Source organism: Clostridia bacterium (genome assembly GCA_028698525.1).
In the GTDB taxonomy this organism is placed as follows: Bacteria; Bacillota; Clostridia; order JAQVDB01; family JAQVDB01; genus JAQVDB01.
Map to the genome: position 1 here is coordinate 1 of JAQVDB010000047.1, position 15856 is coordinate 15856.

General features: G+C 36.4%; 16 protein-coding genes. All 16 read right to left on the reverse strand.

Translation table 11 applies throughout. The annotated features are described in order from the left end of the window. Window positions 1-27: 27 nt before the first annotated feature. Entirely contained in the window at window positions 28-1512 is a 1485-nt protein-coding gene (lysS, locus tag PHP06_07885) for a lysine--tRNA ligase (protein ID MDD3840482.1), read from the reverse strand. 30 nt (window positions 1513-1542) lie between these two features. Beyond that, entirely contained in the window at window positions 1543-2016 is a 474-nt protein-coding gene (greA, locus tag PHP06_07890) for a transcription elongation factor GreA (GenBank protein ID MDD3840483.1), read from the reverse strand. 151 nt (window positions 2017-2167) lie between these two features. Beyond that, window positions 2168-3139: a hypothetical protein gene (locus PHP06_07895; protein MDD3840484.1), complete on the reverse strand. Its 972-nt coding sequence runs from the start codon at window positions 3137-3139 to the stop codon at window positions 2168-2170. A 19-nt stretch (window positions 3140-3158) separates the two neighbouring features. Continuing rightward, a complete protein-coding gene (locus PHP06_07900; GenBank protein ID MDD3840485.1) occupies window positions 3159-4064 on the reverse strand; it encodes a quinate 5-dehydrogenase in 906 nt (301 codons plus the stop codon). A gap of 5 nt (window positions 4065-4069) precedes the next feature. After that, window positions 4070-4597, reverse strand: coding sequence for a transcriptional regulator (locus PHP06_07905; GenBank protein MDD3840486.1), 528 nt, complete (start codon window positions 4595-4597; stop codon window positions 4070-4072). A gap of 194 nt (window positions 4598-4791) precedes the next feature. Then, window positions 4792-5754, reverse strand: a complete 963-nt coding sequence (dusB, locus tag PHP06_07910) for a tRNA dihydrouridine synthase DusB (protein ID MDD3840487.1) — start codon at window positions 5752-5754, stop codon at window positions 4792-4794. Between the two features lie 39 nt (window positions 5755-5793). Next, window positions 5794-6270: a hypothetical protein gene (locus PHP06_07915; protein ID MDD3840488.1), complete on the reverse strand. Its 477-nt coding sequence runs from the start codon at window positions 6268-6270 to the stop codon at window positions 5794-5796. A gap of 80 nt (window positions 6271-6350) precedes the next feature. Continuing rightward, window positions 6351-7124 (reverse strand): type III pantothenate kinase, encoded by a 774-nt coding sequence (locus PHP06_07920; protein MDD3840489.1) that lies wholly within the window; start codon window positions 7122-7124, stop codon window positions 6351-6353. A gap of 26 nt (window positions 7125-7150) precedes the next feature. Beyond that, window positions 7151-7738, reverse strand: coding sequence for an ECF transporter S component (locus PHP06_07925; protein ID MDD3840490.1), 588 nt, complete (start codon window positions 7736-7738; stop codon window positions 7151-7153). Between the two features lie 138 nt (window positions 7739-7876). Next, the gene (locus tag PHP06_07930; GenBank protein ID MDD3840491.1) at window positions 7877-8860 is read right to left on the reverse strand and encodes a P1 family peptidase; all 984 of its coding nucleotides are present in this window, start codon (window positions 8858-8860) and stop codon (window positions 7877-7879) included. Continuing rightward, window positions 8853-9845 (reverse strand): biotin--[acetyl-CoA-carboxylase] ligase, encoded by a 993-nt coding sequence (locus PHP06_07935; protein ID MDD3840492.1) that lies wholly within the window; start codon window positions 9843-9845, stop codon window positions 8853-8855. The genes PHP06_07930 and PHP06_07935 overlap by 8 nt, the downstream gene beginning before the upstream one ends. A gap of 103 nt (window positions 9846-9948) precedes the next feature. Continuing rightward, window positions 9949-10824, reverse strand: a complete 876-nt coding sequence (locus PHP06_07940) for a LysM peptidoglycan-binding domain-containing protein (protein ID MDD3840493.1) — start codon at window positions 10822-10824, stop codon at window positions 9949-9951. Window positions 10825-10962: 138 nt separating this feature from the next. Then, window positions 10963-12381 carry a glucose-6-phosphate isomerase gene (locus PHP06_07945; protein MDD3840494.1) on the reverse strand — a complete coding sequence of 473 codons (1419 nt, stop codon included), beginning with the start codon at window positions 12379-12381 and terminating at the stop codon, window positions 10963-10965. 13 nt (window positions 12382-12394) lie between these two features. Further along, the gene (locus tag PHP06_07950) at window positions 12395-13516 is read right to left on the reverse strand and encodes a dihydropteroate synthase (protein MDD3840495.1); all 1122 of its coding nucleotides are present in this window, start codon (window positions 13514-13516) and stop codon (window positions 12395-12397) included. 24 nt (window positions 13517-13540) lie between these two features. Continuing rightward, a complete protein-coding gene (locus PHP06_07955; protein ID MDD3840496.1) occupies window positions 13541-13942 on the reverse strand; it encodes a thioesterase family protein in 402 nt (133 codons plus the stop codon). Window positions 13943-14024: 82 nt separating this feature from the next. Then, a complete protein-coding gene (gene ftsH / locus PHP06_07960) occupies window positions 14025-15827 on the reverse strand; it encodes an ATP-dependent zinc metalloprotease FtsH (protein ID MDD3840497.1) in 1803 nt (600 codons plus the stop codon). Window positions 15828-15856 lie beyond the last annotated feature (29 nt).

The window sequence follows — 15856 nt, forward strand, 5'->3', positions numbered from 1 at the left end:
CAGGAACATATGATTAATACCTTCCTTTTACTCTAACGGCTTCATAGTCGGAAACAATATCACATCGCGAATTGAATAGGAATCAGTTAGCAACATGATCAGTCTATCCACCCCTATCCCTAATCCCCCTGTAGGCGGCATACCATATTCCAGCGCATTCACAAAATCAGCATCCATCATATGGGCCTCTTCATCACCTTCAGCCCTTTGTTTTGCCTGTTGTTCAAACCTTTGTTTTTGGTCTATAGGATCATTTAACTCTGAAAATGCATTAGCCATTTCCCTAGCCGTTATAAATAATTCAAATCTATATGTATAATCCGGATTATTTGGTATTCTTTTGGCTAATGGAGACACTTCAACAGGGTAATCGGTTATAAAAGTTGGTTGTATCAGTTTAGACTCAACTTTTTCCTCAAAAACATAGTTTATTATCTCCCCTATGGATTTATAATCTTTAGCTTCCTCTAGGCCTATTTCTTGTGCAGCCTGCTTTGCATCATCAAGCTCTGTTATTTTATTAAAATCAATTCCTGTATACTGCTTTACCGCTTGTACCATAGTAATCCTATTCCAAGGGGGTGTAAGGTCTATTTCCTGCCCTTGGTAATTTATCTTTTTAGTGCCCAGCACCTTTTCTGCAATGGTAGATATCATACCTTCTGTTAAATCCATCATTCCATGATAATCAGTATATGCTTCATATACCTCTACAGAGGTAAACTCCGGATTATGCTTTACAGACATCCCTTCATTTCTAAAAACTCTTCCCAGCTCATATACTTTTTCTAAACCACCTACTATTAATCTTTTTAAATGGAGTTCGGTGGCTATTCTCATATACATATCTATATCCAAAGCATTGTGATGAGTTACAAAAGGTTTTGCGTTAGCTCCCCCTGCAGTGGTATGTAATATGGGAGTTTCCACTTCAAGATATCCCCTGTTATCTAAATAATTCCTTATCTCTCTCATCACCTTAGTTCTTATTATAAAAGTATCTCTAACTTCAGGGTTCACTATCAAATCTAAGTATCTCTGTCTGTATCTTAAATCTTTATCCTTTAACCCATGCCATTTTTCCGGCAAAGGCCTTAAAGATTTAGAGAGCAAATCTACTTTCTGTGCCTTTACAGAGATTTCCCCTCTCCTTGTCTTAAAAACTTCCCCCTTTATTCCAACTATGTCTCCAATGTCATATGTCTTATAAAGCTCATATTCCTGTTCACCGAGTTCATTTACTCTTACATATATCTGTACTGTACCCGATCTATCAGCAATATCCCCAAAACCAGCCTTACCGTGACCTCTTTTTGACATCAATCTACCAGCTATTGATACTGTCTTTCCATCCAATTCCTCAAAATTTTCAATTATATAATTGCATTCATGAGTCCTTGTATATCTGTCCACCTGGTATGGATCCTTTCCATCTTTGCGCAGTACATCCAACTTTTCCCGCCTAATTCTCAATATTTCATTTAAATCTACTATGTCACTGCCATTTGGCATTAGTTTTACCTCCCGAATATATCATTTGTTTTACTTGCTAATTTCTAATATCTCATACTTCATTATTCCGTCAGGTACACTGACCTCTACAATATCTCCCACCTTTTTGCCTATCAAAGCCTTTCCCACTGGCGACTCATCAGAAATTTTGTCATTTATAGGATCTGCCTCTGCAGACCCAACAATAGTATACTTTATTTCTTCGTCAAATTCCATATCCAACACTTTAACAGTAGAGCCTATGCTAACAACATCTGTAGTTATATCGTCTTGGTCTATAATTTTAGCCTTTTTAAGCATGTTCTCAATCTTTATTATCTTGCCTTCTATAAAGGCTTGTTCGTTTTTTGCTTCATCATACTCTGAATTTTCGGTTAAATCCCCAAAAGACATAGCTTCTTTGATCTTTGCCGCAACCTCAAGCCTTTTTACCGTCTTTAAATACTCTAATTCACCTTCCAACTTATCTAACCCTTCTTTGGTAAGTATAATCTGCTTTCGCACCACTTCACTTCTCCCCTTTTAATTTATCATATAGCCATTTAATTATATAATAAGCACTGAATAGGTAACGCTACCATTTGCAGTGCTTCTATATTTTAAAAAATTTTTCATCAATTTATCCTAATAATTATAAGATACCCTCTATATAATGTCAAGAATTATAATTATGTTTTATTCTATCCAGTGGCATGAGCGAGTCTTTATATAAAATTCCCTTAATTATAAATTTATACTCATCTGCTTGTTCCCATATGCTTTGCAAATCTTTGTATGAAAGTATCCTTTTATATCGTTTAATATTATTCTTATTATTACAAAATAATATACCTTCAATAAATTTATAACTATATCTTTTATGCCTATATGTGGGGTCTAATACATCCAAATAATCATTTGTTATATATAGTTCATCAAAGATAATGGCTTTGTTACGAACATAAGCATCTATTACTATATCACCGCTTAAACAACAAATTATCGCATTTTTTTTGACATTGTTATAGCCTATTTCTATTCTAGAGTCATTTAATATTACTATATCAGCATCTTTAATAACTCTACCGCCTCTTTTTACCACTCCTATGGACAAACCCTGATTTTGTGCAACTTTTTCCCTCATATTATATGCCTTTATCACATCATCGGTTACAATAGTTAAAAAGTTGCAAATCCCGGCAAATGCATAGATCAATTCTATAACATCATCATCAATTTTGCCGACAAAAGCAACTTCTATATCATTGATATCTTTACGCAAAGTATCACATATAAATTCAAAAGCTTTATAAAGATATGCCCATCTTGTAACTCTGCCCTCTATCATTGTGATAGCACTCAAATCTACACTGATATCCTCAATCTTTAAGGAGCTATCAACAGATAGGTAGCCTTTCACATCCTTCAATACAAAATCTAAAGTTTTTGATAAATAAACAGCATCACATATTTTAGGAACAGTTACATCTATACATTTATATTGTATGTTGATATCGCCTAGCTTAATACACTGTTCATCAAATCTAGTTGAATAACGTCCAGTAAGCATTGAATAAATTTTATTTTTAAACCTAGCTACCACGCTCTCGTCTGACTGGCTTAAAGTTAATAAATTTAAGTCAGGCATCGCCCAAAAATCTCCTATCCTAATTTAGTCTTTCTATCCTCGGTTTAAAATCGATCTTTCGAAGCAGATCAATATAATCATCGGCTGTGAGCTCTTCCGGTTTCTTGCCTGATAAAGCCACTAGTACTGCCTCCATGACATTTGTTCCAAAAGATCTTCCGTTTAGGTTGGGTGTCGATGTAATAAGCATTTTTACATGTCTTTTTTTAAGCTCTTCTAAATCTTTAGAAGTTACAGTATTAGTGATGATTATTTTATCTTTCATATCCTCAGGCATGTATTTCTTTATATATATGAAGTCACCTGCTATAATATCCGCATAATTATAAAATTTTTCATACTTTGATGTATTGTTTTGTTCCTGTTTTTTGCCTGTTGGATATAAAACCTCGAAAGGCAATCTTGAAAGTATAGGCATGAGTGTTATAGCTAATATGTTTAGTACATTTAAATTTTTTATTAAAAGCGGAACTTTGAGCGCAAATATAAGATCTCCGAACTTTGTATCACAACCTGCCTCTACCAATGCTTCCGACATTCCGAATCTATCCATCCCCGACACTACAAGAACCTTTTTACCCTTGAAATCAACTATCTGTTCTTTAATGAGCATATCAATCAACTTACGCTCCAATGTATTTTTCAATCCTGAACCATCTACTACAGGTGTAGTCTTGGCGGCATTTATTAAAGGCAACGCAGGTCTTATTGTATACTTCCTATTCTTACAGTGCAAATGCACATCCAGTCCACCCAATCCAAAAGCATCTACTTTCCCATCCAGTTCTTGGATAATCTCTACTGCTTTTTTAAAATCCCCATCAGTACCTATTCGCTCAATCAAAAAATCTGTACCTAATATCTCTACTTGAGCGGTATCATTCCTCGTAGATGACCCAACGCTTACGCTTACAACTCTTTTCATACTATTTACCCCTTACGTAATTTTTTTATAATTTCCATCACTACTTCAGGATCTATATACACATCCTTAGTCAAAGGAGAGTGACCTATATTAAAAGCCAGTATTTCATTACTCAAAAATGCTTTCATGAGCTCATTTCTGGCATCAGAACACATTATTATAGTAGTATCATATGTGCTCAATTCAGCAGCTATAGACATCACTTCATTTATCAGCTCAGCACCAGTTTTTTTCTCTATGAAATCCAGCCTTTCTTTTTCCGTCATAATTATTTTAAAATCTACATTCAATTGGTCTAAAACACCGCTTATTTCATCCTTATTTTCTATAGGAAATCCTATAAAAGCAATTTTCCCTCCTCGCCTTATCTCGCCCAAGCTTTCCAACTTTGAAATAAAGCTCCTATCAACATCGAGTTTTTCAGCCACCTCCTGTTGGGGTATACCCATACTCCTTAAATTAAATATCTGTTCTATTTTATTGTTTAACTTAGGCATGCTTATGGTTTTATCGCCTATCCTTATAAAATCCATAATACCCTCCTTGTGCACATACTGTGCTCATATAATTTTATTACATTTTCTCAATATTTTCAATAGCTCATACATTTTATGTGATATTAAAGCTACAACAGATGTAATTTATAAGTACTGTTAGAGCGTCAGCAAGTTTGAGGAAAGCTTGGTATTTCCAGAGGGCTGTCCCCTTGTGTCATAAATTTGTTTCATCAAATAGTATCTAAAAAATCAATTAGAATCCTCCTCATGCTATCCCTATCCTGTACCGAATTTATCAGATTTTTTATGCTGTTGGAATTTCTGATCCCTTTTATATACCATGATATATGTTTTCTCATCTCTATTACCCCAATCTTTTCGCCTTTGTATTTAATATGAGCATCCAGGTGCTGCAAGGCCTTGCTTATCTTTTGTTGGGGAGATGGTTCCGGTAGTAGCTGACCGGTTTTAATGTAATGCAGAGACCTATCAAAAATCCAAGGATTGCCCAAGGCTCCTCTTCCAATCATTACAGCATCACATTTTGTTTGCTCTAACATATGCCTTACATCTTGAGGTGAGAATATATCTCCATTCCCTATAACAGGAATACTTATATACTCTTTTATTCGTTTTATCACATTCCAATCAGCCCTGCCTGTATAAAACTGATTTCTGGTTCTACCATGAATTGTAACCGCTTGTGCCCCATTTTGTTCTGCCAATTTAGCAATTTCAACGGCATTTATAAAATCATCATCCCATCCTTTTCTTATCTTTACAGTAACGGGTTTGGCAGTTGAACTGACTACCGAATATATAATCTTTGCAGCTAAATCAGGCTGTTTCATCAAAGCTGCACCTTCTCCATTTTTTACGATTTTCTGTGCTGGACATCCCATATTTATATCAATTATATCTACCGGTAAAACATCTATCTGTTGCACAGCTTTAGCCATAATATCAGGTTGTGAACCAAAAATCTGTATCACAAACGGTCTTTCTTCAGATACACAAAAGAGAAGCTGCTTTGTTCTTTCACTATTATAATATAGGCCTTTAGCACTAACCATTTCACTGTACACCAACCCACATCCATGTTGTTTACAAATCAATCTGAAAGGCATATCTGTAATACCTGCCATAGGTGCTAGAAATATATTGTTCTCTATATTAATATTTCCTATCTTCATTGCACACCTCCTCGAAGAACATTAAATAAGCATCCTTTTTTAGGATGCTTCGTCTTTTATATCTATTATCTTCCATACCCCATTGATTTTCTCCATCTTCACTTTCTTTTGGCCGTTATCCCATTGGGGTATACTTACTCCCTCACCGGCATCTTTGATGGTTATATCCTCTACCTGTTCTTTCACAGTAGCATTTATTTTTCCGAACCAAGGAAAGAGCCACTGGGTATCCAAATTATAATTATATGTTTCTACTTCAATATCTTCAAACCTATCATTTAAAAAAATAATACTCTCATCCATTCTTTTATCAAAATATTTGTCCAACATTGTTGCATCCCCATCTTTCATAACCACTTCTGCCCTTGTCTCAAGAGCTTGGTTCAGCATCAAATATGCACTTGCAGTATCATATGCTGTAAATCCCGCTAAAACTATGATTAATATCAAAATACCTATTATAATAATTCTAGTAGCAACGAAAGTAAACAACCTGCCCCAGAAATTCCTCTCCATTTCCAGCACCCACCTTAAATTTAAATATAACTTATAATAGCATAGTTGAAAAACAATGTAAATTTACTAGTTGCTTTTGCTCACTTTTCTTTATTCTTGTCATATATTATCTTAAGGCCTTCTAGTGTCAACAGTAAATTCACCTCTTGTATCGTTTTTGATTCACTTGCTATAAGTGGAGCCATGCCTCCGGTAGCTATAACTTTTACCTCAGGATGGTTTATCTCTTGTTTCATCCTGTTTACAATATAATCAACTTGTCCAACATATCCATATATAATTCCTGATTGCATGCTGTTGATAGTATTTTTACCTATAACACTATCCGGCTTTACTAATTCAACTCTAGGTAGTTTTGATGCCCTTTGAAATAGAGCATCTGTAGAAATCTTTATACCTGGAGATATTGCACCTCCTAAATATTCTCCTTCCTCGGATATTACACAAAATGTAGTAGCTGTGCCAAAATCAACTATTATGACAGGTCCCCCATACAAACTGTATGCCGCAAGGGCATTTACAATCCTATCTGCCCCTACTTCTTTAGGATTATCATATTTTATATTAATGCCTGTCTTAATACCAGGTCCTACTACAATCGGTTGGACATCAAAATATTTGTTCACCATGCGCTCTATTGAATACATTGCCGGCGGAACTACAGAAGATATCACAACTGTTTCTATACTATCTCTCTTTAAAGAATTATGTCTTAACAATTGGTTTATCAAAATTCCATACTCATCTGCCGTCCTACCGATCTGAGTAGATATTCTCCAATGAGTTATAAGCTTCTCGCCTTGGAACAAGCCTAATACAATATTAGTATTGCCTACATCCATTACAAGTATCATAGATAACATCCTCTCGCAATGCTATTTTAACCAAATCTCTTCACCGCTTTCACAACTGCTGCTACAATAACTGCTGCTATTATTATTTCTGGTATTCCATTTACTGCTGCTATGCCAAGTATAGTCTTGCCCACCAATCCTGCATCGATACCCATCTTTTCTACAAAAATTGCAGCATGCCTTAAATACAACATACCTAATACTCCCACAGTATTTGTCAATGTTCCTATTACTGCTGAAATAATAACTGCAATGCTTTCGTTCTTACCATCTAAATTTAATATTCTTTTGATTGCAGAATATGAATAATATGCTGTTATTCCTATCAAAATCCTAGGGAAAATCGAGACAAGAGGATCCAAAAATGCTACTGAAAGAACGCTGGTGGGTCTTACAACTGCATCAAACATACTATAAAGGCCAAATATCAAACCTATAAGTGCCCCTGCGACAGGGCCTTCTATTATAGCCCCAATTATAGTCGGAACGTGAAGAATAGTAGCTTTAGCAGGACTAAAAGGTATATAAATTATACCTAAATTCGCTAAACCTAAAACTATTGATATAGCACCTAATACAGAAATTACAACAAGTTTACGTGTTTCAATTTTCATAAAAAACGCCTCCGTTCAAGTTTCTTTTTGAAGAATACCTGACGTAATAATTCTTCATTTTTATATACTACAGTCCAGTTCTATATAAAGATACTGGCTCTAAATAATCAAATTAATTATAGCAGTTTTAATGCTAAATCACAATCGTTGTTTTAGAAAATCACTGCTACATATAACGCCGTCAATAGATTCTGCATATTTTATTGCATTTAATATGGCATCACACATAGCTTTATTTGCGGCAGCATTTATTATATTGATATCACAGCTCTTATCTCCGGTGGAAAGTGCGAATATAGTATCTCCATCATACATAGTATGCGCAGGATTTATCATCCTGGCGTATGCATCCTGTGATGACTGTGCCATCTTATTCACCTGTTCTTTATTCAGCATCGCATTGGTAGCAACAACCCCGATAGTTGTGTTCTTGCTTTTAAAACCTTTGGGGCTAAAAGTTTTTAAAAGCTTATCCGGAGTATTTACAAATTCATCTGTATCAGGATCAACAGCGCCGGCAATGATATTCCCCTTAAAATCGAAAATATCACCAAAAGAATTGACTGCCACCAGTGCTCCAACCTTTATCCCCCCCTCCAATGATATACTGGATGTGCCTATACCTCCTTTCATACAGTGTTTTCCGCCCAATATCTTGCCTACTGTAGCACCTGTTCCAGCCCCTACATTGCCCTGCTCTACTGCTCTATTATTCGCCGATGCTGCAGCCATATAACCCATTTTCCTGTCCGGTCGTATTCTATAATCCCCAACATCCAAATCAAACAAAACTGCAGATGTGACTATAGGCACTTTAGTGACACCAACATCCATGCCTATACCTTTTTCTTCAAGATATTGCATTACACCACAGGCTGCATCCAAACCAAATGCACTGCCGCCTGATAAAACCACTGCATGTATCTTTTCAACCAGATTAATCGGCCTAAGCAAATCGGTTTCTCTGGTCCCTGGCGCTGATCCTCTGACATCAACTCCTGCAATCGCTCCATTTTCACATACAACAACAGTACACCCGGTCATCCCATTAAAGTCTGTAACTTGTCCAACTTTAATTCCTTCAATATCTGTAATAGATCCAACAGCCTCCCTGTTAAACATAACCATCCAACCCCCTGACAGAAATTTCTCCAGAAATCAATCTTTCTATACTACCATCCTCTTTTTTTACCACCAATCTCCCTTGATAATCTATATCCACTGCTTCTCCATAATAACTATCATTATAACCGTTTACCCTGATCTGTTTACCTATCGTCGCAGATAACTTTTTGCATCTATCCACAATATCAATTCTACCTTGCTCTACATGAAATTTACGATAGTTGATTTCTATACCCTCTATCACCTTTCTTGCTATATGAGCTCTACATACATCCTCTCCTTTCTCATTTTTCAAAGATGTAGCCTTTTCTATCAATTCTTCAGGAAAATCATCATGCTCAACATTCGCATTTATCCCTATCCCTATTATAACATAATTTACCATATCTAACTCACCGTTTACTTCTGTAAGAATACCACAGACTTTTTTACCGTTTATAATTATATCATTAGGCCATTTTATCGTTGCTTTTAATTCAGTAATATCCCTTATTGCTTCTGCAACAGCCACAGCAGAAGCTAATGTAAGAAATGGGGCCTCAGAGGTTTTTATTTCAGGTTTCAATAAAATAGACATCCATATACCTTTATATGCCGGTGACATCCAACATCTCCCCAGCCTTCCTCTTCCTTCTGTTTGTTGTTCTGCTATAGCCACTGTACCCTGTTTACATTCTTCTGTATTTATCATCCTTTTTAATACATTGTTAGTAGAGTCAACACTCTTATGGTAAATGATGTTTTTGCCGATAACAGATGTATTGAGATTGTCCTTTATCTCGTAAGGCACTAAAATATCAGGACTACTTACGAGTATATAACCTTTGTTAGGGGAAGATTTTATTATATATCCCTGCTCCCTCAAAGAGTTTATATGCTTCCACACAGCTGCTCGAGTAACACCTATATCATCGCTTATCTTTTCCCCCGAAATATATTTTCCTTTGTTCTGCTTTAGTATTCCTAAAACTTTATCTATCAAAATTATCCTCCCCAATGTAATCTGCTTTAATATAATGCAATCATTTAAGAATATAATAACATAAAAAGATACAAAATTGCTTTGTATCTTTTTATGTTGTTGTTTATCCCGGTATACAAATCTTCTGGCCTATCTGTAAAGCGTTGGGGTTTACACCGGGATTGGCAGCTATCAAAGCCTGCACTGTTACATTGAATTGTTGAGCTAACTTATAAAAAGTGTCTCCCTGTTTTATGACATATTCTTTTGAACCTGGAGGACAAGCTGGGGAAGGTGCTGCAGGTGGTATACAAATCTTCTGCCCTATCTGCAAAGCATTGGGATTCACACCGGGATTGGCAGCTATCAAAGCCTGCACTGTTACATTGAATTGTTGAGCTAACTTATAAAAAGTATCCCCCTGTTTTATGACATATTCCGTTGAACCTGGAGGACAAGCTGGGGAAGGTGCTGCAGGTGGTATACAAATCTTCTGCCCTATCTGCAAAGCATTGGGATTCACACCGGGATTGGCAGCTATCAAAGCCTGCACTGTTACATTGAATTGTTGAGCTAACTTATAAAAAGTGTCTCCCTGTTTTATGACATATTCCGTTGAACCTGGAGGACAAGCTGGGGGAGGTGCCGCAGATGGTATACATATTACTTGCCCTATAAAAAGCCTTCTTGGGTCTATACCCGGATTTGCCTCAAGAAGATCATCTAATGATACATTAAATCTACGTGCTATTGAATAAAGCGTATCTCCGGCTCTTATAATGTAGTAATTTCCTTCAGGACAGGGGGGATAAATAGGCTGCATAGGAATACAGATTCTCTGTCCTACCCGCAAAGACATCGGGTCTATTGAAGGATTGGCAGACATTATAGCCCCAACTGTAGTATTAAAACGTCTAGCAAGGCTATATAGTGTATCCCCGGCTCTTATTACATATGGTCTTGTTCCTGGAGGACATTGCCTATATGGGAATTCCATCATATATTATCAACTCCGATATATATAATATTATACAAATATTATATTCATACTACTATATAAATGTTCATCACAAATAAAAAAAGACAAAGAGGACAGTCAGCTGGCCATCCTCTTTGTACTCTTCACCATTTATTTGTTCTATATAATATATTTACTCTTTTTACGTGGCATGTTATCCAGTTCAGCCTTTTTATCTTGATAACCCGGCCTACCCATCATGGCATATGTTGCGTTCTTGCCTTCTTCCACACCAGGTTGATCGAATGCATTTATTTGCAACAATTCTCCTACAAAAGCCGTTTCAAGTTCAAACATATATAACAGCTGACCTATAGTAAATTCATTTATTTCCGGAAGTATTATTGTACAATTCAACTTGCCACTTTTTGTAACAGCTATTTCAGTAGCCCTCTGTTCATAATTTATCAATTGGTTCATAGTATGCCCGCCCAGATAAGAAACATTTTCCATATCCTCGAACATATTAGGTATTTCTACTGTATCTTCAAAGTTTTCCACCCGTATGAAAGTAATAACTTTGTCGTTAGGGCCCTCGTTGTATAATTGTATTTGTGAATGCTGATCGGTAACTCCCAATGCTTTTACAGGAGTCTGACCGGTATTTACTATATTCCCTTTTATATCATACTTTTTCCCCAAACTCTCCGCCCATAATTGGCTATACCAGTCAGATATATATTTTAACGACTGTGAATACGGCATCATTACCGATATGTTTTTATCTTTCTTCATTGCAATATGATGCAATAATCCATTCATATAGGCCGGATTTTTAAAGACATCATCGCCCTTGCATATCTCGTCCATATATTTTGCCCCATCAAGCAATTGCATTATATCTATGCCACATACTGCTGCTGAAAGAAGGCCTACAGGACTCAATACTGAAAATCTACCGCCTACATTTTCAGGTATGTAAAAGGCCTTATACCCGTATTTCTTTGAAATTTCTAATAGGCTTCCCTTTTTGCTATCAGTTGTTACAATGATCCTGTCCCGGGCCCTTTGTTCACCTATCTTGTCAATAAGGGCCTTTCTAAATACCATGAAACTAGACATGGTCTCACTGGTACCACCGGATTTTGTGATCACATTAAAGGCAGTTTTCTCTAAATCGAGTATTTCCAAAAATCCTGAAATAAATTCAGGATCGATATTATCCAGTACGAATAAGCGGGGGCATCCCTTCCTTTGTTCTTTTGTCAATAGATTATAATAAGGCTTGTTTATCGCATAATTCAGCGCTATATTGCCTAATGCTGACCCTCCTATTCCCAATACAACAAAATTGTCTATTTTCTCTTTTATACTTTTAGAAAATTCCATTATCTCTTTTGCTAATTGTTGTTGGTATGGCAACTGCATAAATCCCAACACATTGCCCTGGCGTTTTTGTATAATCTCCCTATGTGCTTTTTTTATGTCCTGCTCCATCGATTCTATTTCTTCAAACGTTATACCTCCATCGCCTACGAATTCTTTCATCATATTGTTATAATCAAATCTTATTTTAAAGTCTTCATATGATTGTTTCATAAAAAAACTCCTTTCAGCTTCTTGCTATAGTATCGGCCACCTTTACCACTTTGCAAATATTATCTATCCCCCGGACCCTTATTAAATCAACTCCTTTGGCTATCGCCATTGTGATAACAGGAGCGATGCCCTCGATGTGATTTTGCTCATCAATGAAGGTATCTCCTATCAGTGGCTGACGAGAGGTACCTATCATTATAGGATAGCCTAATGATTTGAACTCTTCTAGCCTATTCAATATTTCTATGCTTTGTGCAGCATTTTTGCATAATCCTATTCCTGGATCTATAACTATATTATCATCGCTGACACCTGCATCCAATGCAATTTTAATTCTTTTTTTAATAAAATCATATATTTGAGATATGATATCCCTATCGATACGCAATGTATCACCATGAACTATAATTATACACTTGTTTTTCTGGGCAGCAATACTAGAAATGTTTTTAAATTGGTCTTGATCAATAACAAAATTGAATACTGATACGCCTTTATCTATCAATTCAGGCAAACATTCATCATACACATTTATACATATAGGTATTTTGAGGTGATCATGTATCTGTTCTACTGATTCTAAAGCAAATTCCTTATCGGTATCACCTTCCCAAGTTATTTCAATAATGTCTGCGCCTTTATTTTTAATCTTTTCAGCCACAGACATCACTTGATTTTGCTCTTGATAATTATGTATATTGAGTACATCCATCAATAAAGTGCGTTCTCCTAGTATAAACCCTTGATTTCCGCAGGATAGTTTCCTAGGCGAATACTCTTTATATAGATCGATAGTTTGCTTTATCTGGTTGGCTACATCCTTGAGGCCGAAGGGTTGGAGTTTTAATTTATATACCAACTGATTCAGCTGCCTATATGTACCCATAAGCAGCACATCTGTGTTTTTTATCGATAAATTCACACATCCTTTATTTATAGCAGCGTCTCCACCCTTTGATAATATCTCTTGCTTTAAGATATTTGCAGCTATAGGAGCAACCCCTTCAATTTTTATGGTAAAATGAACAGCCTTCCCTGCAAGGGAATTAGTTGATTCCGGCATAACTCCTATCTTATTGATGGTCTCTTTAGCATCTGCAATATCCCTTATATTTATTACTCTGATATTATACATAAAAGCTCCCATCCTTCTCATCTATTATTTTCTCAATATCTTATCTTGTGCTTTTTGGATAAATTCAGCTGAGTTCACAATATATCTCTTATGCACTGCAGTACCTATTTTTTGAATCTCATCAAAAACATCTGCTACAAAGGTTATCTCCCTGTCATCCACATCAACGATTTGGATATCTGCTCTTATTTTTAGACCGCAGGGAGTTGGAGCTATGTGTTTAGCGTTTATTTCAGTGCCAACAGTAGTATATCCTTCAGGCAGCAGTTCCTTTACCGTATCAGCTGAAACCTTTTCAATAATCGTCACCATAACTGGGGTAGCAAGGACATCTACAGCACCACTACCTACTTCTGCAGCAGTATGTTCCTTATTCACTTCCATTTCTATACTACCTTTTATACCCTTATTTATGCCTAAATCCATACATTTTACACCTCATCTTTCTTAAAATGTGTAAAAAAATGAGGCATTTAATAAATTAAATACCCCACTTTTTCGATTTTTATTATGCACTTGCAAATACTTCCTCAAACTCTTCCACGTCAAGTTTTTCTCTTTCAAGAAGACTTTGAGCAACATTATGAAGTTTGTTTATATTTTCTTTAAGCAATCTTTCAGCTTTTCTGTAAGCATTTTCTATTATAGTCTTTATCTCTTCATCTATCAAGGCAGCTACCTTTTCGCTATAATCCTTATTCTGGCTAAAATCCCTGCCTAAGAATATCTCGTCTTGCTTTGTGCCAAAAGTGATCGGTCCTAGATTCTCGCTCATGCCATATTCGGTTACCATCTTTCTTACTATATTGGTAGCCCTTTGTATGTCGTTAGACGCGCCTGTACTGATATCATTCAATACTAGGCTTTCAGCTACTCTTCCTCCCAGCAACTGAACAATTTCATCCATCAGCTCACTTTTAGATATAAAATATTTGTCCTCTTCAGGCAATGTAAGAGTATATCCTCCTGCCCTGCCACGAGGTATTATAGATACTTGGTGTACCGGGTCAGCATTAGGCAAGAGCTTTGCAACAACTGCATGGCCTGCCTCATGGTATGCAACAAGCTTTTTATCTTTATCGCTCATGATTCTACTCTTTTTTTCAGGACCAGCAATAACTCTGGTAATCGCCTCTTCCAACTCCTCCATTTCGACAACTTTCTTGTGTTTTCTTGCCGATAAAATGGCAGCCTCATTCATTAGATTCTCTATATCCGCACCTGTAAATCCTGGTGTCCTCTTAGCCAATACGCTGAGATCCACACTTTTAGCAAGAGGTTTTCCTCTTGAATGTATCTTCAGTATTTCTTCTCTTCCTTTAACATCAGGAACTCCAACCACTACCTGTCTGTCAAATCTTCCCGGTCTAAGCAAAGCAGGATCCAGTATATCAGGCCTATTGGTAGCGGCAATTATTATTATACCTTCATTTACTCCAAATCCATCCATCTCAACCAATAATTGATTTAAAGTCTGTTCCCTCTCATCATGTCCCCCTCCAAGACCTGCTCCTCTATGTCTTCCCACAGCATCTATTTCATCTACAAATACTATACAGGGGGAATTTTTCTTAGCCTGATCAAAAAGGTCTCTAACCCTTGCTGCACCTACACCTACGAACATCTCAACAAAATCAGAGCCGCTTATGCTAAAAAATGGTACACCAGCCTCCCCTGCAACAGCCCTTGCAAGCAATGTCTTTCCAGTTCCCGGAGAACCCATCAATAAGATACCTTTAGGAATCCTAGCACCTAGCTCCACATATCGTTTAGGCGATTTTAGAAAGTCAACAATCTCTTTGAGTTCCTCTTTTTCTTCGTCAGCACCTGCAACATCGGAAAACGTCACTCTTTTTTTATCATCGGTATGCATCTTAGCCCTGCTTTTACCGAATGACATTACCTTGCCTCCTCCGCCTTGAGCCTGCTGCATAAAAACAAACCAAAAAACTAGCAACAATACAAGAAGGATAGCGAATGGAAGTATGCTTACCCACCATGCAGGTTCAGGTTCAGGTTGAGCCTTAAAATTTAACTTCCCTTCATTTATATAAGATTGAACTTCCTGCATGAATATTTCCACCGATGGAACATATGCAGAAAATTCAATATCATTTTTTAGCTTGCCTGTTACTACGTGTCCTGTAAGAGTTAACTCTTCTTTCACATTATTGTTTGATATCTCATTGAGCAATTCAGTATAATTAATAGTCTTTGTTTGTTTGGGCGGGCCTCCCAATAATTGGGCTATCAATATAATAACGACTAAAATCACTATATAAAAACCCGGGCCTCTAAAAAATTTTTTCAAAACCCCCAGCCCTCCTTTAAAATAGTTTA